This is a genomic window from Microbacterium sp. AG238, assembly GCF_003610405.1.
Classification (GTDB): domain Bacteria; phylum Actinomycetota; class Actinomycetes; order Actinomycetales; family Microbacteriaceae; genus Microbacterium.
In genome coordinates this window covers 730,331-749,327 of record NZ_RAQC01000001.1, presented here as the reverse complement: position 1 = coordinate 749,327, position 18,997 = coordinate 730,331, and the positions used below count along the sequence as shown (strand labels likewise).

Here is an 18,997-nt window from a genome sequence, read left to right as displayed (position 1 = left end):
GCGGTAGAAGCGAGACGGTGAAGTCATCGCAGCGGTTGAGCGCCCCGCAATCGCGCGGTGGGCCGGGTGGCGCAGGCGCATCGTAATCCCGAGCGGGCGCCGTGCCGGGGGACTGTGTGCGGATGTCGCCTCGGATGACAACGGAATCGTTCCCGGTGCTCACAGCGCACGTACCGACCCAGCCGAGGCCGTCTGCGCAGGGGTCGCTGGATACCAATGGAGCTCCGAGTAACAGTGGGGCCATGACGATCGCGCTCAGCACGATGTTCGCCCTGGGTCGCTCTCGAACTTCGTTATCAGCCAGCGTTCGCCGAAGCGGCTGACGCTGACGCGCAGACCTTGAATGTCAGGGCGATCACCGACGACTGATGCCCCCTTCTCGTCCACAACATTCACCTGGGACACGTCTAGGCAAACGCTCAATATGGCGTGAGTTTGAGCCTCGTCAACTTCGTTCGGGCTCACCGAGGCGATTCTGCTTGCTCCCTCTACCGTCCATCCCTGCGACCGCATATTTTCGAACGACGCGGCGGCGGATGCCTTAGCCTCCTCGCGCGTGAGTGCGAGCGCAGCTTCAAAGGTGCTGGGATCATCGAGGTCGACGGCATTCAGGGCATCGACGTAGGCGCGGTAGGTCGCTTCGGCCGCAGCGTACGCGGCAGCGGCGCTGTCCGTGGGGGAAGGCGCCGCCGTGGTGGGGGCCAGCGTCGGCGGTGAGGCGGGGGAGCCGCATCCGCTCGTCAGCAGCGCGACGACGACGAGGGCGGCAACAGCGTGGCGGCGGACGAACATGCCCCGACCGTATCCGGCGTCATCCCGCCGGCGCGGGAACTTTCCACAGGGCAGTCTCTCGTAGCCTGGGGGCATGCGGAGACGAGGTGGACATGTCGTTCGGTGAAGCGGCGCTCAGGCGCAAGCCGGCCGCGACCGCACCCTGCCCCTGCGGGGGTGGCTCGTACGGGGCGTGCTGCGGTCCCGTCCTCGATGGTCGGCCCGCGGACACGGCGGAGCAGCTGATGCGCTCGCGCTACACCGCGTTCGCCTTGCGCGACCGCGCGCATCTCGCTCGCACCTGGCACCCGGCGACGCGCCCGGACGACCTCGATTCGGACGCTGCGCAGGAGTGGACGGGGCTCACGGTGGTGCGCGCGGCCGGCGGGGTCGACGACGCCGACGGCACCGTCGAGTTCCGTGCCCGCTGGCGTTCAGGGGCGGATTCCGGAGAGCTTCACGAGGTCAGCCGCTTCACGCGGATACGTGGTCGGTGGCTCTACGTGGGCGGTGTCGTAGACCCGTTGTCCTGACCCTTCGAGGACAGGCGTCAGAACCGTCGTCCTGCGGGTGAGTGCGAAGCCTCGGAGGACTGGAATCGCGCGGGTCTGCTCTGATACTCTGGATCGTCACTCGTGTGGCCTCGTCGCCATGCGTTCACGACGCATCATCCACAACCATCCGCCTCGGTCGAGGTCGTCATCGATAGAAGACGTCTCGGATCCGCGGCCCGACACCCTGACCCAACAAGGACAACCCACTACATGACTAACGCAACGACCGCCCCGGCCACCAAGCAGGTCGCTATCAACGACATCGGATCTGCTGAGGACTTCCTGGCCGCGGTCGAGAAGACTCTGAAGTTCTTCAACGACGGCGACCTCATCGAAGGCACCGTGGTGAAGATCGACCGCGACGAGGTCCTCCTCGACGTCGGCTACAAGACCGAGGGTGTCATCCCCTCCCGCGAGCTTTCCATCAAGCACGACGTCGACCCCAATGAGGTCGTCAAGGTCGGCGACGAGGTCGAAGCCCTCGTTCTCCAGAAGGAGGACAAGGAAGGCCGCCTCATCCTCTCCAAGAAGCGTGCTCAGTACGAGCGTGCCTGGGGCGACGTCGAGAAGATCAAGGAGAACGACGGTGTTGTCACCGGCTCCGTGATCGAGGTCGTCAAGGGCGGTCTGATCGTCGACATCGGCCTCCGCGGCTTCCTGCCCGCGTCGCTCATCGAGCTTCGCCGTGTCCGCGATCTCACGCCGTACCTCGGCCAGGAGATCGAGGCCAAGATCCTCGAGCTCGACAAGAACCGCAACAACGTCGTGCTTTCGCGCCGCGCCCTGCTCGAGCAGACGCAGTCCGAGTCGCGCACCACGTTCCTCAACAACCTCCACAAGGGTCAGGTCCGCAAGGGCGTCGTCTCGTCGATCGTCAACTTCGGTGCGTTCGTCGACCTGGGCGGCGTGGACGGCCTCGTGCACGTCTCCGAGCTTTCGTGGAAGCACATCGAGCACGCTTCGGAGGTCGTCGAGGTCGGCCAGGAGGTCACCGTCGAGATCCTCGAGGTCGACCTCGACCGCGAGCGCGTCTCGCTGTCGCTGAAGGCGACGCAGGAGGACCCGTGGCAGGTCTTCGCCCGCACCCACGCGATCGGTCAGGTCGCGCCGGGCAAGGTCACCAAGCTCGTTCCGTTCGGTGCTTTCGTGCGCGTCGCGGACGGCATCGAGGGCCTCGTGCACATCTCCGAGCTGTCGGGCAAGCACGTCGAGCTCGCCGAGCAGGTCGTGTCGGTCGGCGAAGAGGTCTTCGTCAAGATCATCGACATCGACCTCGAGCGTCGCCGCATCTCGCTCTCGCTCAAGCAGGCGAACGAGTCGGTCGACCCGTACGGCACCGAGTTCGACCCGGCCCTCTACGGCATGGTCACCGAGTACGACGAGAACGGGGAGTACAAGTACCCCGAGGGCTTCGACCCGGAGACCAACCAGTGGAAGGAAGGCTTCGACGAGCAGCGTCTCGCCTGGGAGGCCGAGTACGCCGCCGCTCAGGGGCGCTGGGAGGCTCACAAGGCTGCCGTCGTCAAGGCCCTCGAGGCCGAGGCTGCGGCTCCCGCCGACAACGGCTCGTCGTTCTCGTCGGACGTCCAGTCCGCGAGCGCCGGCGGCGGCACCCTCGCCGACGATGAGGCTCTCGCCGCTCTGCGCGAGAAGCTCTCGGGCCGCTGAGTCCACGCTGATACGCCGGAAGGGTCGGAGCCTCGTGCTCCGGCCCTTCCGCCGTTTCGTGCGCAGGCGGGATGATCAGCCTGCCGCCGTGCCCGGGGGAGTCCGGGACGCGATAGTTTCAAACCATGGAGACGGAGACGCCGCGGCGCACGCGGGCGACATTTGTTCTCCCGGCACCCCCACGGTGGATCGACGCCGTGCTCGGCGACGGCGATCGCACCCGATCGGCGATGCTCAATCAGATCGTCACGACATCCGTGGTCCTCGTCGTCGCGATCGCAGGTCTCGTCGTCGGGTTCCGCGGTGACACGGCGCTGTTCTTCCTCGCGGTCACCGCTGTCTTCGTGCTCACCGGGGCGGCGATCATCGTTCCCTGGGGGAGTCTCGGAAGACTGTGGCTGGCACTGATCCCCCTGGGCGACATCCTCGCGATCGCTGTCATGCGCGTCGCCGAGCCCACCGCCGGTTTCGGACTGCTGTGGGTGTTCCCGGTCATCTGGCTCGCCGCGGGATTCGGCACCGTCGGGTGGATCGGGGGCGTCCTGCTCGCGCTGAGCGCTTACGGCGTGACGGATGTCGTCATCCGTTCCTCGCCATCCTCATTCGGTTTCCTCCTGCTGCCGCTGCTCCTCATCGCGGTGAGCACCTCGACGTATCTCAGCAGCAGACGGGCCAGCGCGCAGCGCCTTCTCCTCGACCGTCAGGCGACGGTGCTGACACAGTCGCTGGAGCGGGCGCGACGTCATGAGCAGGTGCTCACGGAGGCCCTCGATCGAGTCGACTTCGGTGTGGCTCGCATCGAGACGGATGGGTCGGCGTCGATCATCAACGACGCGCATGCCCGGTTGCAGCGAGGATCTCGCACCAGCGGTCAGCCCGACGTTTACGCTGCGGACGGTGCGACTCCGCTCGATCCGCAGGACCATCCGCTCGCCCGCGTTCGCCGCGGCGAGGCGTTCACGGACGCGCGCATCCAGGTGGGTCATGGTGACGACCGACGCGTGCTGAGCGTCTCGGCGCGGCGCATCATCGAGCCGGACGGCGGCGACTCTGGTGCGGTCGTCGTCACACGAGACATCACCGCCGAGACGGATGCGTTGCGGGAACGCGATGCGCTGGTCTCGTCCGTCTCGCACGAGCTGAGGACGCCCCTCACCTCGATCCTCGGATATCTCGAGCTCGCGATCGACACTCCGGGCGTCCCCGAGGCGGCGCTGGAGAACCTACGCGTGGCCGACCGGAACGCGGACCAGCTGCTCCGACTCGTCGGCGACGTGCTCGCCGCGTCGAGTCAGAACAAGTCCGCCGCGCAACTCACGGTTTCCCCCACCGACATCGACCTCGTCGAGATCGTCAACGCCGCCGTCGAGTCGATCCTCGTCAGCGCGGGTGAGCGCGGGATCACGATCGACGTGTCGCGCGTGGAGCCCGCACGCGCGTATGCCGACCCGGTCCGCATCCGGCAGGTGCTCGACAACCTGCTCTCCAACGCCGTCAAGTACAACCGTCCGCGTGGGCGAGTGTCCGTCGCCACGTCGGTGGGCGACCAGTGGGCGCTCATCGCGGTGCAGGATTCTGGCGTGGGCCTCAACGAGGAGGATCTCGGCTCTGTGTTCCAGCGCTACTACCGCGGAGCCGCCGTGCGGGACTCCGCCGTCACCGGCAACGGGCTCGGGCTCGCCATCAGTCGCGACATCGTCCGTCGACACGGTGGCGATATCACCGTGAGCAGCGTGCTCGGGGTCGGCTCGACCTTCTCGGTGACGCTCCCGGCCCGACGCCCCGGAACCGCGGCATCATGATCGACCAGTTCTCGGTATCCCTCATCACCGCGCTGGTGGTGCTGGTGTGCGCGGTGCTCTTCATCTTCGACACCCTGCTTCGCCGGCCCGAGCAGAGCGGACGGTTCTGGGCCGTCGGGTTTCTGTGCGCCGTGCTGACGACGCTGTTCTACGTCGTCTGGGCGAGCGCCCCCGAGACCGATTGGGCCGTCGTCTGCGGCAACACCGCCTCGGTGGTCGGCACGGGGCTCATGTGGCTCGGCTGCCGTGCCTACAATCGGCGCAGCGTGCGCGGCCCGGGGGCGCTCGTGGCCGTCGCCGGCTTCGCCGCAGCCGTGACCGCCTCCGTCGAGCTCGCTGCGGGCGGGAACGACTGGTCGGGCTCGCTCGTGATGTTCGCGGCCCTCGGGGTCGTCGGGGCGGCTGCCTCGGTGGAGTGCTTCCGGGGCGCCCTCGGCGCCTCGCGGACCGCGCTCCCGCTGGGTCTCGTGTTCGGGGTGCAGGCCGCGTTCTACTTCGCGCGCATCGTGGTGGTCGCCATGTTCGGCTACGGCGAGGTCTTCCTGCTGTGGGCGGGTTCGATCCCCGCCAGCTTCCTCACCGTCACCCTCTCGATCACCGCCGTGGTGAGTGCGTCCGTGCTCCGCGCGGGCAGAGCGGGCGTGCGCGGCTCCGATTCACCGGAGGGCCGGGATGCCGGACCCAGTGAGATCGTGACGGTGACGGGCTTCCGGCGAGCCGTCGCCGTCAGCGCGCAGCGGGCCCAGGCGCGGCGTGAGCTCATGGCGGTCTGGGTGATCGAGCTCGACGGGCTCGAATACATCGCCACCGCCTTCGGCCTGGATGTCGGCGACGATGTCGTGCGGACGTGGCGCGACACGATGACGGCCAACGCGCCGACGCTCGCGATCCTCGGTGAGGTCGGCTCCGAGCGGATCGGTGTCATCACCGTCGTGGGCTCAGCAGCCGACGCGCGACGGCAGGCGATGGCACTGTACCGATCGCTCTTCGAGGCTCTCGCGTCGGTCGAAGGGGGAGTCCTGCCCGCCATCGGCATCGGCGTCGCTCTGAGCGACGTCGTGGGATACGACGCGGATGCCCTGATCGAGATGGCCGCAGCGACGGCGACACGCGCCTCATCCGGGGTGGCGTCAGCCGTGCTCCTCGCCGAACCCTCGTGATCGGATGACGCGACAGGGTCAGCCCCGGTCGAGCCGGTAACCGATCCCCTGATCCGAGACGATGAGTGTGGTGGCGGCAGCGGTGGCGAGCCTGCCGCGCAGCGACTCGACGGTGCGCTCGACGGCGCGGACCTCATCGGCGTCGGGAGCGTCTCCCCGCGACCGGGAACGCAGCGCAACGGCCAGCTCGTTCTTCGTGCGCGTGCGTCCGTGCGCGATGAGCAGGTCGTGGAGCACTGTCGATTCGGGGGGAGACAGGTCGAGGGGAGCCCCCGAGACGCGGAAGACTCCCGCGACCACCGATACGTCGCCGAAAGAGGAGTCCTGCGAGGCTCCGGCGGCCGCGTCTGCAACGACGTCGTCGATCGGTGCCTCATCGCGCCGCCGCCGCGACGGGATCGCAGCTAGACGCGCTTTGAGGTCTCGCGGCCGGAACGGCTTGCCGAGGTACTCGTCGCCGCCCGCAGCTCTGCCGCGCTCCGCATCACCGGGCTCGACGAAGGCCGAGATGAAGATGATGTAGGTGTCGCTGAACTCGCGGACGCGGCGCGCGACCTCGAACCCGTCGATACCCGGGATGTTGACGTCGAGGGTTGTCACGTCGGGGGAGACCGACCGGACGAGCTCGACCCCGTCGAGACCGTTGTCGGTCGCGTGCACGACGAACCCGCTCGACTCGAGGATCGCCGAGAGCAGGCTGCGGATGTCGGCCTGGTCTTCGACGATGACGGCGGTGCGTTCCACGGTGATCCCACCTTCCGCGGGTTGTCAGAATCCCATCGTATCGATCGGGCGGCCTCGCGCCCGGCCTGGCGCCCATGGCATCCTCGGGTGTATGCCTCTGATCGCATTGACCGGCGGGATCGCCTCGGGCAAATCCACGATCGCACGGCGGCTCGCCGAGCACGGTGCCGTCGTGGTCGACGCGGATGCGATCGTGCGCGACGTCCAGCGCGCGGGGTCGCCCGTGCTCGAAGCCATCCGCGCCACGTTCGGGCCTGCGGTGGTCGCGGCCGACGGCGAGCTCGATCGCGCTGCGCTGGCCTCGGTCGCGTTCGCCGACCCGGAGGCGCTCCGCACGCTGAATGCCATCGTGCACCCGGCGGTTCGAGCAGAATCGCAGCGGCGGTTCGACGAGGCGCTCAGCCGGGGACCCGGCACCGTCGTCGTCTACGACGTGCCTCTGCTCGTCGAGGCTCGCGTCGACGACCCCTGGGACGCGATCGTCGTCGCGCATGCTCCCGCGCCGGTTCGCCGCGAACGCCTGCAGCGCCTGCGCGGGATGACGCCGGAGGAGGCCGATCGCCGGATCGCGGCACAGGTCTCAGACGAACAGCGCCTCGCGATCGCCGACGTCGTCATCGACACCGCGGGCGACATCTCGGCGACCGAGCAGCAGGCGGATGCTCTGTGGGAGCGGCTGACCACCGGCTCGGAGCTGTAGCACGCTCGCACGCTCTGAGCGAAGACCGGGCCCGGTGTCGGTGGCCCCGCCTACGCTGGAATCATGCAGACCACGCGCTCCGTGCGACCCTTCGAGGTCATCAGCGAATACGTCCCGAGCGGTGACCAGCCCCAGGCGATCGCCGATCTCGCGGCCAGGATCAACGCGGGCGAGACCGACGTCGTACTGCTCGGTGCCACCGGTACGGGTAAGTCGGCGACGACGGCGTGGCTCATCGAACAGGTGCAGCGTCCGACGCTCGTCATGGCGCACAACAAGACGCTCGCTGCGCAGCTGGCGAACGAGTTCCGCGACCTCATGCCCAACAACGCGGTCGAGTACTTCGTCAGCTACTACGACTACTACCAGCCTGAGGCATACGTTCCGCAGACCGACACCTTCATCGAGAAGGACTCCTCGATCAACGCCGAGGTCGAGCGGTTGCGCCACTCCACCACCAACTCCCTGCTGAGTCGCCGCGACGTCGTGGTCGTGAGCACCGTCTCGTGCATCTACGGTCTCGGTGCGCCCGAAGAGTACCTGCGCGCCATGGTCGCGTTGCAGGTGGGGGAGCGATACGACCGCGATGCGCTCATCCGCAAGTTCATCGCGATGCAGTACAACCGCAACGACGTCGACTTCTCGCGCGGCAACTTCCGCGTGCGCGGCGACACGATCGAGATCATCCCGGTGTACGAGGAGTACGCCATCCGTATCGAGCTCTTCGGCGACGAGATCGAGGCGCTCTACATGCTGCACCCGCTGACCGGCGACATCGTGCAGAAGATGGACAGCGTTCCGGTGTTTCCGGCCTCTCACTATGTGGCGGGCACCGAGACGGTTCAGCGCGCCATCGGAACGATCGAGCATGAGCTGGCCGAGCGTCTGAAAGAGTTCGAGAGCCAGGGCAAGCTGCTTGAGGCGCAGCGTCTTCGCATGCGCACCACGTTCGACCTCGAGATGCTCCAGCAGCTCGGATTCTGCTCCGGCATCGAGAACTACTCCCGGCACCTCGACGGTCGGTCCCCGGGCGATCCTCCCCACACGCTGCTCGACTTCTTCCCCGACGACTTCCTCCTCGTGATCGACGAGTCGCACGTGACCGTTCCGCAGATCGGCGCGATGTACGAGGGGGATGCCTCGCGTAAGCGCACCCTTGTCGATCATGGGTTCCGGCTGCCGAGCGCGATGGACAATCGCCCCCTTCGTTTCGATGAGTTCAAGGAACGCGTCGGGCAGACCGTCTACTTGTCGGCGACCCCCGGCCGCTACGAGATGGGCATCGCCGACGGCGTCGTCGAGCAGATCATCCGCCCCACCGGTCTGGTCGACCCCGAGATCATCATCAAGCCGTCGAAGGGCCAGATCGACGACCTGCTCGAGGAGATCCGGGTGCGGGTCGAGCGCGACGAGCGGGTGCTCGTCACGACGCTCACGAAGAAGATGGCGGAAGAGCTCACCGACTTCCTCGGCGAGCACGGCGTGCGGGTGCGCTACCTCCACTCCGACGTCGACACACTGCGACGCGTCGAGCTGCTGACCGAGCTGCGCCAGGGCGCCTATGACGTGCTCGTCGGCATCAACCTGCTTCGCGAGGGGCTCGACCTGCCCGAGGTGTCGCTCGTGGCGATCCTCGACGCCGACAAGGAAGGGTTCCTGCGTTCGGGCACTTCGCTCATTCAGACGATCGGGCGTGCGGCGCGAAACGTCTCCGGCCAAGTCCACATGTACGCCGACAAGATCACCGACTCGATGGCCGCGGCGATCGAAGAGACCGAGCGTCGTCGTGAGAAGCAGATCGCCTACAACCTCGAGCACGGCATCGATCCTCAACCGCTGCGCAAGAAGATCGCCGACATCACCGACGCGCTGGCGCGCGAGGCATCCGACACCCGCGATCTGCTCAACGGCAAGGCGACCGCTCGCAACAAGTCGGGCAAGGGCAAGAGCCCGACGCCGCAGTTGCGCCGCGAGGGCATCGCCGCGGAGGGTGCTCAGCAGCTCGAGTCGACGATCGAAGACCTGTCGCAGCAGATGCTCGCCGCGGCCGCGGAACTGAAGTTCGAGCTGGCCGGACGCCTGCGCGACGAGGTGCAAGACCTCAAGAAGGAACTGCGCGCGATGGAGCGGGCCGGGCACGCCTGATCGTGCGCCGACCGACGCGCTCGCTCAGCGCGGGCAGTGCAGCAGCGGCTTCGGTCCGGTGCGGTCGACGTCGTGTTCGGTCATGGGGTGGCCGCACAACGGGCACGCACGCCCCGTGCGTTCGGGTTCGGGCTCGGTCTCGTAGGGCCCGACCGACGCGGGGCCGGCTGCGCGGATGAGGCGCGAGTTGAGATAGGCGTACCAGCCGCCCGCCTCGCGGACGCGCGTGCGAAGGGGAGGGCGACGGTCGTGCTCGGTCATGATCATCAGTGTACTAACGATTAGGGCATATAGGATACGAGCGTGGACTCCGCTGACGACATGTTGAAGCTCGACAACCAGCTCTGCTTCGCGCTGGTGACCGCCGCCCGGAACGTCGTGGCCATCTATCGGCCGATCCTCGAGCCGCTCGGCCTGACCCATCCGCAGTACCTGGTCATGCTCGCGCTGTGGGAAGCGTCACCGCAGGCGCTGGGGGAGCTGGCATCGGATCTCGCGATGGAGCCGGCCACGCTGTCTCCGCTCGTCAAGCGCCTCGAGAGCCAAGGGCTGGTGACGCGCACGCGTCGTCAAGGCGACGAGCGCGTTCTCGAGATCGGACTCACGGCCGACGGCCGCGCGCTGCGCGCCGATGCCGTGCACGTGCCCGACCAGGTCATGGCGGCGGTCGGCATGACGGTCGACGACGTGACGGCGCTGCGCGACGGGCTGCAGCCGTTCGCCGGCCGACGGATGCCGCGGCAGCAGTCGCCTCTACCGCACGAGTGAGCCCAGGGCGAACCTCGGAGCCGGTGTCGGAGGCCCCACCTAGACTTGTGCGGTGCCCATCGTCCCCGTCGCTTCCTCATCGAAACTCAGCGTCCGCGGAGCCCGCGTCCACAATCTCAAGGACGTGGATCTCGACATCCCGCGCGACAGTCTCGTCGTCTTCACCGGCCTGTCCGGCTCGGGTAAGTCGAGTCTCGCCTTCGACACGATCTTCGCCGAGGGTCAGCGCCGCTACGTCGAATCGCTGAGCGCTTACGCCCGGCAGTTCCTCGGGCAGGTCGATCGCCCCGACGTCGACTTCATCGAGGGGCTCAGCCCAGCGGTGTCGATCGACCAGAAGTCGACGAACCGCAACCCGCGTTCGACGGTCGGCACGATCACCGAGATCCACGACTACATGCGCCTGCTGTGGGCACGCATCGGGGTGCCTCACTGTCCCGAGTGCGGTGAGCGCATCCAGCGTCAGACCGTCCAGCAGATCGCCGACCAGCTCATGGAGCTTCCCGAGCGCACCCGCTACCAGGTGGTGGCGCCGGTGGTGACGCAGAAGAAGGGCGAGTTCGTCGACCTCTTCAAAGAGCTGAGCGCAAAGGGCTACGCCCGCGCCGTCGTCGACGGCGACGTGGTCTCGCTTGCCGAGCCGCCGACGCTGAAGAAGAGCTACAAGCACGACATCGCGGTGGTCGTCGACCGCCTCGTGGCCGGCCCGGATCTGCTCGGCCGTGTCACCGACTCCGTCGAGACGGCCCTTGCCCTCGCCGGTGGTGTGATCAAGATCAACTTCGTCGACGAAGAAGGCGATGCCGCGTGGCAGAGCTTCAGCGAGAAGCTCGCCTGCCCCAATGGGCACGCACTGCAGCTCACCGAGATCGAGCCGCGCACCTTCTCGTTCAACGCGCCGTTCGGCGCATGCCCGACGTGCTCGGGCCTCGGTACCCGGATGTCGGTCGACGCCGAGCTCATGCTGGGCGACGAGGAGCTCTCGATCGCCGAGGGCGTCCTGCTGCCGTGGACGACTCAGGGCAAGGGACTCTTCCAGTACTACGAGCGACTCCTCGAGGGGCTCGCGGCCGACCTGAAGTTCTCGTTGAAGACGCCCTGGCGTGACCTCCCCGAGGATGTCCAGGACGCTGTGCTGCGCGGCGAGAACTACAAAGTCACGGTCAAGTGGAAGAACCGCTACGGACGTGAGATGCGCTACGCCTCCGGCTTCGAAGGCGTCATCCCGTACATCGAGCGCCAGTACCTCCAGGCCGAGACCGACACGCAGCGTCAGCGCTGGGCCGAGTACCTGCGCGAGGTCCCGTGCCCGGCGTGCGACGGCGACCGGCTCAAGCCGGAGGTGCTCGCCGTCCTCGTCCACGAGCGCTCCATCGCCGATGTCGCGCGTCTGAGCCTCGCCGAGGCCCAGACGTACTTCAACCACCTCGAGCTCACCGATCGCGAGGCCAAGATCGCCGCGGCGGTGCTGCGAGAGATCCGCGCCCGGCTCGACTTCCTCATCGAGGTCGGGTTGAACTACCTCAGCCTGGGCCGGGCGGCCGGCTCGCTCTCGGGTGGCGAGGCGCAGCGAATCCGCCTGGCTACGCAGATCGGGTCGGGACTCACGGGTGTTCTCTACGTCCTCGACGAGCCCTCGATCGGACTCCACCAGCGCGACAACCGGCGTCTCATCGACACACTCGTCAAGCTGAAGAGCCTGGGCAACACGCTGATCGTCGTCGAACACGACGAAGAGACGATCGCCGCCGCCGACTGGGTCGTCGACATCGGGCCGCGTGCCGGCGTCGAGGGCGGAAACGTCGTTCACTCCGGCCCCTACGACGCGCTGCTCGCCGACGAGAACTCCATGACCGGCGACTATCTGTCGGGGCGTCGCTCGCTCGAGACGCCCACCAAGCGCCGCAAGATCGACAAGAAGCGGATGCTGACGGTCGTCGGTGCCCGTGCCAACAACCTGAAGAACGTCACGGCGGAGTTCCCCCTCGGCGTGCTCACCTCGGTGACGGGCGTGAGCGGGTCGGGCAAATCGACCCTCGTCAACGGCATCCTCTACGAGGTGCTGGCGACACGCCTGAACGGTGCGCGCCGCGTCGCGGGCAAGCACACCCGTGTGACCGGGCTCGACAACCTCGATAAGGTCGTCCACGTCGACCAGGCGCCGATCGGTCGCACGCCGCGATCGAACCCGGCCACCTACACCGGCGTCTTCGACCGCATCCGGACGCTGTTCAGTGAGACGCCCGAGGCGAAAGTCCGCGGCTACCTGCCCGGCCGCTTCTCGTTCAACGTCAAGGGTGGTCGCTGCGAGGCGTGCTCGGGCGACGGCACGCTCAAGATCGAGATGAACTTCCTGCCCGACGTCTACGTCGACTGCGAGGTGTGTCACGGCAAGCGCTACAACCGCGACACTCTCGCCGTCCACTACAAGGGCAAGAACATCGCCGAGGTCCTCGAGATGCCGATCTCGGAAGCGGCGGAGTTCTTCGAGCCGATCCAAGCGATCCACCGTTACCTGAAGACGCTCGTCGACGTCGGGCTCGGTTACGTCCGGCTCGGCCAGTCCGCCACGACGCTGTCCGGCGGCGAGGCGCAGCGTGTCAAGCTCGCGACGGAACTGCAGCGCCGCTCGAACGGCCGCAGCATCTACGTGCTCGACGAGCCCACGACCGGTCTGCACTTCGAAGACGTCCGCAAGCTCCTCGAGGTCCTCAACGGGCTCGTCGACAAGGGGAACACCGTCATCACGATCGAGCACAACCTCGATGTGATCAAGGCGTCCGACTGGATCATCGACCTCGGCCCCGAGGGCGGAGCCGGCGGCGGGACGATCGTTGCCACCGGCACACCCGAACAGGTCGCGGGGGTCGCCGAGAGCCACACCGGACAGTTCCTCGCCGAGATCCTGGGGGCCCCGGCGGCGCGCAAGGCGGGCTGACGTGGCTAACGTCCTCCCGTACCGACCCAAAGCGGGCGAGATCCCCACCGACCCCGGCGTCTACCGTTTCCGCGATGCGGAAGGGCGGGTGCTGTACGTCGGCAAGGCGAAGAACCTGCGGGCGCGCCTGTCGAACTACTTCGCGCCGCTCCACACCCTGCACGAACGCACCCGCCGCATGGTCACGACGGCGGCATCGGTCGAGTGGACGGTGGTGGCGACCGACGTCGATTCGCTCCAGCTGGAGTACATGTGGATCAAAGAGTTCGATCCGCCGTTCAACGTCCGCTACCGCGACGACAAGTCGTACCCGTTCATGGCGATCACCCTCGCCGACGAAGCGCCGCGGGTCATCGTCACCCGAAACCGGCGGATTCCCGGCGCGAAGTACTTCGGCCCCTATCCCAAGGTCTGGGCGGTGCACGAGACGATCGACCTGATGATCAAGGTCTTCCCGATCCGCACGTGCAGCGATTCGTCCTACAAGAAGGCGATGGCCTCGGGGCGTCCTTGCTTCCCCGGCCAGATCGGCCGCTGCGGCGGTCCGTGCTCGATGAAGGTCACCATCGAGGAGCACCGGGCGATGGTCGACGATTTCGTGGCGTTCATGTCGGGCGGTGACCAGCGTTTCGCTCGAGACCTGACCGCGCGCATGCGCGAGGCCGCCGCGGCGATGGACTACGAGTCTGCCGCCGTGTACCGCGACAAGCTGCAGGCGATCGATGCCGTCCTCAACAAGAGCGCGCTCGTGCTCGACGACGACATGGATGCCGACCTCTTCGGCATCGCCGAGGACGAGCTGGCCGCCGCCGTCCAGCACTTCGTCGTGCGCGGCGGCCGTATCCGCGGTGTCCGCGCGACGACGATCGAGAAGGAGATCGACATCTCGGGCGCCGATCTGGTCGATCAGGTGCTCCAGCGCACATATGGGGATGCTGCCGCCGCCGACATCCCACGCCACGTCTTCGTCCCGACACTGCCCGGCGACGCAGGAGAGCTGGAGCAGTGGCTCCAGACGCGCCGTGGCAAGCGTGTGACGATCCAGGTCGCGCAGCGCGGGCGCAAGGCCGACCTGATGAAGACCGCGAGCATCAACGCCCAGCAGGCCCTGATGCTCCATAAGACGCGCCGCACGAGCGACTACGTCGCGCGCAGTCAAGCGCTGACCGATCTGCAGGAAGCCCTCGGTCTCGACGAGGCTCCGTTGCGGATCGAGTGCTACGACGTCTCCCACCTGTCGGGCACCAACGTGGTCGCCTCGCTGGTCGTCTTCGAGGACGGGCTGCCCCGGAAAGACCAGTACCGCATCTTCGGTGTCAACGAGACGACGGATGACACCGACTCGATGTACCAGGTGCTCACGCGCCGCCTCGCCTACCTCGACCGACCCGATGAGGACGACGAGCCCATGCCCGACGCGACCGCAGACGGCGAGGTCGTCACAGCACGCAAGCGGCCCCGGTTCGCCTACCGCCCGCAGCTGCTGGTCGTCGACGGCGGCAAGCCACAGGTGGAGGCCGCGGCTCGCGCACTCGCGGACGCCGGCCACACCGAGATCGCGCTCTGCGGCATCGCGAAGCGTCTCGAGGAGATCTGGCTGCCGGGGGAGGAGTACCCCGTGATCCTGCCGCGCACATCCGAGTCGCTCTACCTGCTGCAGCGTCTTCGCGACGAGGCGCATCGCTTCGCGATCGTCCATCAGCGCAAGCGCCGCAAACGCGACATCACATCGGTGCTCTCCGAGGTCCCGGGGCTCGGGGCGGCGCGCATCAAGGCGCTGCTACGCCATTTCGGCTCGGTGTCGAAGCTCAAGCAGGCCACCCCCGAAGAGATCCAGGAGCTACCGGGCATCGGGCCGCGCTTGGCCGATGCGATCCATCGGCACCTCGCGGACGGATAGGCTGGACGTCGGCGAGCGACAGGGGTGGTGACGGTGACCGACGAGGTTCCGGCGGGCGAGATTCTCATCGTCACGGGTATGTCCGGGGCCGGACGAACGACGGCGGCGAACGCCCTCGAAGACCTCGGCTGGTATGTCGTCGACAACCTGCCGCCGCAGATGCTGCGCCCGCTCCTGGAGCTCAGCGAGCTCGCGGGCAATGCGTTGCCGCGTGTCGCCGCGGTCGTCGACGTGCGCGGCGGTGAGCTGTTCGCCGCGCTGCCCGACATCACGCGGGCGTTGCGGCACGGGCGGGCTCTGCGGATCCTTTTTCTGGACGCGGCCGACGAGGTGCTCGTGCGCCGATTCGAGTCGGTGCGCCGACCGCACCCGTTGCAGGGCGACGGCACGCTGGTCGACGGAATCCGCCGCGAACGCGAACGCCTCGCCCCTATCCGCGAGAGCGCCGACGTCATCGTCGACACCTCGCGCGACAACATCCACCAGCTTGCGACCTACATCGCCGACCTGTTCGCCGACGACGGGGCAGCGCGGCACACCGTCACCGTCATGAGCTTCGGATTCAAGTACGGCCTCCCGCCCGATGCCGACCTCGTCGCGGACATGCGCTTCCTCCCGAATCCGTTCTGGAATCCCGACCTCAAGGCCCTCACCGGCGAAGACGAGGCAGTGCGTGACGAAGTGCTGTCGCACGACAACGCGCGCGAATTCATCGATGCCTACGCCGCTGCCCTCGCCCCGGTCATGCGGGGCTACCAGGAGGAGAACAAGCGGCACTCGGTGGTTGCTGTCGGCTGCACCGGCGGCAAGCACCGCTCCGTCGTGACCGCGCGCGAGCTGGCTCAGCGGCTGTCCGGGCTCCCGGGTGTGGCGGTGCGACTAAAACACCGCGACCTCGGTCGCGAGTAGGCTGTTCCTTCGTCCCCCGAACCCCTGCCGAAGGAGCGCCGTGCCGCTGACCGCTGACGTCAAGACCGAGTTGGCTGCGATGCGCGACCCTCGACCCGCCGCGCGGGTCGCCGAGGTGACCGCGATCCTGCGCTTCGCGGGCGGTCTGCACTCGATCGCAGGCCGGGTTGCCGTCGAGGCCGAGGTCGACTCCGAGATCCTCGCGCGCCGCGTGGCCCGAGAGCTCGTCGAGATCTACGGCGTACGCCCCGAGCTGGCGCGCATCCAAGCCTCCGGCGGACGCGATGGTGCGACGTTCGCGGTCCGCGTCCGCGAGGGCGGTGAGACCCTGGCGCGCCAGACCGGCCTTCTCGACCAGAGGCGCCGACCGGTGCGCGGGCTCCCCAACCGCCTGACCACCGGATCGCGTCCCGACCTGGCCGCGCTGTGGCGCGGTGCCTTCCTCGCCGCCGGATCACTCTCGGACCCCGGCCGTTCGGCCGCCCTCGAGATCTCGTGCCCGTCGCCGGAGGCCGCCATGGCGCTCGTCGGTGCGGCTCACCGCCTGGGTATCGCAGCGAAGGCGCGCGAGGTCCGCGGGATCCCGCGCGTGGTCGTCCGCGACGGCGAAGCCATCCGTCAGACGCTCGCCGAGATGGGCGCCACCCGCACAGCGGACACTTGGGATCAGATGCGCCAGCGTCGCGAGGTGCGCGCCGGCGTGAACCGTCTCGTCAACTTCGACGACGCGAACCTGCGCCGCTCCGCGCAGGCCGCCGTCGCAGCCTGCGCACGGGTGGAGCGCGCTCTCGAGATCTTGGGCGACGAAGTGCCCGACCACCTGAAGCAGGCGGGCGATCTGCGTCTCGCGCATCGTGACGCGAGCCTGGACGAGCTCGGCCACCACGCCGACCCGCCGCTCACCAAGGACGCGGTCGCGGGGCGCATCCGGCGCCTTCTCGCCATGGCCGACAAGAAGGCCGCCGCCGAAGGGTTGCCCGACACCGAGTCGGCGGTCCCCGCAGGTCTTTCCGACTGACCGGTCGCCGCCGCGTTACACCGCATTCCGAACGGGAAGCAACGGGGTGTGCAAAGCGTTGCCCCTCAATAGGATGAAAACGTCCACGAGGTGCGCGGTCGCGCGCCTTCGACAGCACGAGCCGCGCACTGCGCGGTGCTGACAGGAGATAGAGAATGCCGAAGTACACCCTTCCCGAGCTCCCATACGATTACGCGGCCCTCGAGCCGCACATCAGCGGCAAGATCATGGAGCTCCACCACTCCAAGCATCACCAGGCTTACGTGACGGGCGCGAACACCGCCCTCGAGCAGCTCGCGGAGGCTCGCGAGACCGGCAACCTCGCCAACGTGAACAAGCTCGAGAAGGACCTCGCGTTCAACCTCGGCGGACACGTCAACCACTCCATCTTCTGGACGAACCTGTCGCCCGAGGGCGGCGGCGAGCCCGAGGGCGAGCTTCGCGCGGCGATCGACGAGTTCTTCGGCGGCTTCGACAAGTTCCAGGCCCACTTCACCGCCGCAGCCACAGGCATCCAGGGCTCCGGCTGGGCCGTGCTCAGCTGGGACCCGATCGGCGCCCAGCTGATCATCCAGCAGCTGTTCGACCAGCAGTCGAACACCGCACAGGGAACCGTCCCCATTTTCCAGCTCGACATGTGGGAGCACGCCTTCTACCTCGACTACCTCAACGTCAAGGCGGACTACGTCAAGGCCGCGTGGAACATCGCCAACTGGCAGAACGTCGCCGAGCGCTTTGTGACGGCTCGGGAGAAGACGGCCGGCCTACTCGCGTAGTAGGGTCATAAACAGGTGAGGATGCCGGGCTCCTCCCGGCAACGGGAGCCGAACCCGGCATCCTCTTCTTTTTCACCAGATCGCGTTTCGGTCAGCCAGCACGGGCTTTTCCGGCGCGACAAGAAACGGGAGACATCGTGTCTGTCAAGATCGGCATCAACGGCTTCGGCCGCATCGGACGCAACTACCTCCGCGCCGCCCTCGCTCAGGGCGCGGACCTCGAGATCGTGGCGGTGAACGACCTCACCGACAACAAGACCCTCGCCCACCTGCTCAAGTACGACTCGATCCTGGGTCGTCTGGACGCCGAGGTCACGTACTCGGAGGACTCGATCACGGTCGGCGGCAAGACCATCAAGGTCTTCGAAGAGCGCGACCCCGCCAACCTCCCCTGGGGCGAGCTGGGCGTCGACATCGTCATCGAGTCGACCGGCCGCTTCACCAACGCCGAGGACGCCAAGAAGCACATCGCGGGCGGCGCCAAGAAGGTTCTCATCTCGGCTCCCGCCAAGGGCGAGGACGGCACGTTCGTCATCGGCGCCAACGAGGATCTGTACGACCCCGAGAACCACAACGTCATCTCGAACGCGTCGTGCACGACCAACTGCCTCGCGCCGCTGGCCAAGGTCCTCAACGACGAGTTCGGCATCGTCAAGGGCCTCATGACCACGGTCCACGCGTACACCGCCGACCAGAACCTGCAGGACGGCCCGCACAGCGACCTGCGTCGCGCCCGCGCCGCCGCCCTCAACATCGTCCCCACCTCGACGGGCGCCGCCAAGGCCATCGGCCTGGTCCTCCCCGAGCTGAAGGGCAAGCTCGACGGCTTCGCTCTCCGCGTGCCCGTCCCCACCGGGTCGGCCACCGACCTCACGGTCGAGCTCGAGCGCGAGGTCACGGTCGAAGAGATCAAGGCCGCATACAAGGCTGCCGCCGAGGGACCGCTCAAGGGCATCCTGAAGTACACCGAGGACGAGATCGTCTCGAGCGACATCGTCACCGACGACCACTCCTGCATCTTCGACGCCGGCCTGACCCGCGTCATCGGCAACCAGGTCAAGGTCGTCGGCTGGTACGACAACGAGTGGGGCTACTCCAACCGCCTCGTCGACCTCACCGAGCTCGTCGCCAGCAAGCTCTGACG

General features: G+C 67.6%; 16 protein-coding genes. 13 read left to right on the top strand and 3 right to left on the bottom strand.

Annotation, left to right across the window (positions count from 1 at the left end):
• Window positions 1–255: 255 nt before the first annotated feature.
• Entirely contained in the window at window positions 256–792 is a 537-nt protein-coding gene (locus tag DEU36_RS03555) for a hypothetical protein (protein ID WP_120262948.1), read from the bottom strand.
• Window positions 793–884: 92 nt separating this feature from the next.
• On the opposite strand from DEU36_RS03555, the gene DEU36_RS03550 reads away from it, so the two are divergent.
• The 4 genes from DEU36_RS03550 (at window position 885) to DEU36_RS03535 (ending at window position 5,955) form a co-directional block, all read left to right on the top strand.
• The gene (locus DEU36_RS03550; protein ID WP_120262947.1) at window positions 885–1,304 is read left to right on the top strand and encodes a YchJ family protein; all 420 of its coding nucleotides are present in this window, start codon (window positions 885–887) and stop codon (window positions 1,302–1,304) included.
• 231 nt (window positions 1,305–1,535) lie between these two features.
• Window positions 1,536–2,993, top strand: a complete 1,458-nt coding sequence (gene rpsA, locus DEU36_RS03545; protein ID WP_120262946.1) for a 30S ribosomal protein S1 — start codon at window positions 1,536–1,538, stop codon at window positions 2,991–2,993.
• Between the two features lie 125 nt (window positions 2,994–3,118).
• Window positions 3,119–4,795, top strand: coding sequence for a cell wall metabolism sensor histidine kinase WalK (locus DEU36_RS03540; RefSeq protein ID WP_120262945.1), 1,677 nt, complete (start codon window positions 3,119–3,121; stop codon window positions 4,793–4,795).
• A complete protein-coding gene (locus tag DEU36_RS03535) occupies window positions 4,792–5,955 on the top strand; it encodes a diguanylate cyclase domain-containing protein (protein ID WP_120262944.1) in 1,164 nt (387 codons plus the stop codon). Before DEU36_RS03540 ends, DEU36_RS03535 begins: the two co-directional genes overlap by 4 nt.
• 18 nt (window positions 5,956–5,973) lie before the next feature.
• On the opposite strand, the gene DEU36_RS03530 is transcribed toward DEU36_RS03535, so the two are convergent.
• Window positions 5,974–6,699: a response regulator transcription factor gene (locus DEU36_RS03530; protein ID WP_120262943.1), complete on the bottom strand. Its 726-nt coding sequence runs from the start codon at window positions 6,697–6,699 to the stop codon at window positions 5,974–5,976.
• Between the two features lie 91 nt (window positions 6,700–6,790).
• Between DEU36_RS03530 and coaE the strand changes: the two genes are divergently transcribed.
• Both coaE and uvrB read left to right on the top strand, forming a co-directional pair.
• Complete coding sequence (gene coaE / locus DEU36_RS03525; protein ID WP_120262942.1) at window positions 6,791–7,399, top strand: dephospho-CoA kinase; 609 nt, start codon at window positions 6,791–6,793, stop codon at window positions 7,397–7,399.
• A 63-nt stretch (window positions 7,400–7,462) separates the two neighbouring features.
• Window positions 7,463–9,544 carry an excinuclease ABC subunit UvrB gene (gene uvrB / locus DEU36_RS03520; protein WP_120262941.1) on the top strand — a complete coding sequence of 694 codons (2,082 nt, stop codon included), beginning with the start codon at window positions 7,463–7,465 and terminating at the stop codon, window positions 9,542–9,544.
• A 24-nt stretch (window positions 9,545–9,568) separates the two neighbouring features.
• On the opposite strand, the gene DEU36_RS03515 is transcribed toward uvrB, so the two are convergent.
• Complete coding sequence (locus tag DEU36_RS03515) at window positions 9,569–9,805, bottom strand: hypothetical protein (protein WP_396652150.1); 237 nt, start codon at window positions 9,803–9,805, stop codon at window positions 9,569–9,571.
• A gap of 60 nt (window positions 9,806–9,865) precedes the next feature.
• On the opposite strand from DEU36_RS03515, the gene DEU36_RS03510 reads away from it, so the two are divergent.
• The 7 genes from DEU36_RS03510 (at window position 9,866) to gap (ending at window position 18,995) form a co-directional block, all read left to right on the top strand.
• Window positions 9,866–10,312: a MarR family transcriptional regulator gene (locus DEU36_RS03510; protein WP_120264337.1), complete on the top strand. Its 447-nt coding sequence runs from the start codon at window positions 9,866–9,868 to the stop codon at window positions 10,310–10,312.
• A 52-nt stretch (window positions 10,313–10,364) separates the two neighbouring features.
• Window positions 10,365–13,250: an excinuclease ABC subunit UvrA gene (uvrA, locus tag DEU36_RS03505; RefSeq protein ID WP_120262939.1), complete on the top strand. Its 2,886-nt coding sequence runs from the start codon at window positions 10,365–10,367 to the stop codon at window positions 13,248–13,250.
• 1 nt (window position 13,251) lies between these two features.
• Window positions 13,252–15,150: an excinuclease ABC subunit UvrC gene (uvrC, locus tag DEU36_RS03500; protein ID WP_120262938.1), complete on the top strand. Its 1,899-nt coding sequence runs from the start codon at window positions 13,252–13,254 to the stop codon at window positions 15,148–15,150.
• Between the two features lie 33 nt (window positions 15,151–15,183).
• Window positions 15,184–16,059, top strand: coding sequence for an RNase adapter RapZ (gene rapZ, locus DEU36_RS03495; protein WP_120264336.1), 876 nt, complete (start codon window positions 15,184–15,186; stop codon window positions 16,057–16,059).
• Between the two features lie 40 nt (window positions 16,060–16,099).
• Window positions 16,100–17,077: a DNA-binding protein WhiA gene (gene whiA, locus DEU36_RS03490; protein ID WP_023951475.1), complete on the top strand. Its 978-nt coding sequence runs from the start codon at window positions 16,100–16,102 to the stop codon at window positions 17,075–17,077.
• A 155-nt stretch (window positions 17,078–17,232) separates the two neighbouring features.
• On the top strand, window positions 17,233–17,853 hold the full coding sequence (locus DEU36_RS03485; protein ID WP_120262937.1) for a superoxide dismutase: 621 nt from the start codon (window positions 17,233–17,235) through the stop codon (window positions 17,851–17,853).
• A 137-nt stretch (window positions 17,854–17,990) separates the two neighbouring features.
• The gene (gap, locus tag DEU36_RS03480) at window positions 17,991–18,995 is read left to right on the top strand and encodes a type I glyceraldehyde-3-phosphate dehydrogenase (protein WP_094261864.1); all 1,005 of its coding nucleotides are present in this window, start codon (window positions 17,991–17,993) and stop codon (window positions 18,993–18,995) included.
• The last annotated feature ends 2 nt before the right edge of the window (window positions 18,996–18,997 follow it).

Excerpts from the sequence above, each read along its gene's own strand:
- rpsA (WP_120262946.1), top strand. The coding sequence starts at position 1,536 with ATGACTAACGCAACGACCGCCCCGGCCACCAAGCAGGTCGCTATCAAC.
- DEU36_RS03535 (WP_120262944.1), top strand. The coding sequence starts at position 4,792 with ATGATCGACCAGTTCTCGGTATCCCTCATCACCGCGCTGGTGGTGCTG.
- DEU36_RS03555 (WP_120262948.1), bottom strand. The coding sequence starts at position 792 with ATGTTCGTCCGCCGCCACGCTGTTGCCGCCCTCGTCGTCGTCGCGCTG.
- uvrB (WP_120262941.1), top strand. The coding sequence starts at position 7,463 with ATGCAGACCACGCGCTCCGTGCGACCCTTCGAGGTCATCAGCGAATAC.
- DEU36_RS03540 (WP_120262945.1), top strand. The coding sequence starts at position 3,119 with ATGGAGACGGAGACGCCGCGGCGCACGCGGGCGACATTTGTTCTCCCG.
- coaE (WP_120262942.1), top strand. The coding sequence starts at position 6,791 with ATGCCTCTGATCGCATTGACCGGCGGGATCGCCTCGGGCAAATCCACG.
- DEU36_RS03510 (WP_120264337.1), top strand. The coding sequence starts at position 9,866 with ATGTTGAAGCTCGACAACCAGCTCTGCTTCGCGCTGGTGACCGCCGCC.
- DEU36_RS03515 (WP_396652150.1), bottom strand. The coding sequence starts at position 9,805 with ATGACCGAGCACGACCGTCGCCCTCCCCTTCGCACGCGCGTCCGCGAG.
- DEU36_RS03550 (WP_120262947.1), top strand. The coding sequence starts at position 885 with ATGTCGTTCGGTGAAGCGGCGCTCAGGCGCAAGCCGGCCGCGACCGCA.
- DEU36_RS03485 (WP_120262937.1), top strand. The coding sequence starts at position 17,233 with ATGCCGAAGTACACCCTTCCCGAGCTCCCATACGATTACGCGGCCCTC.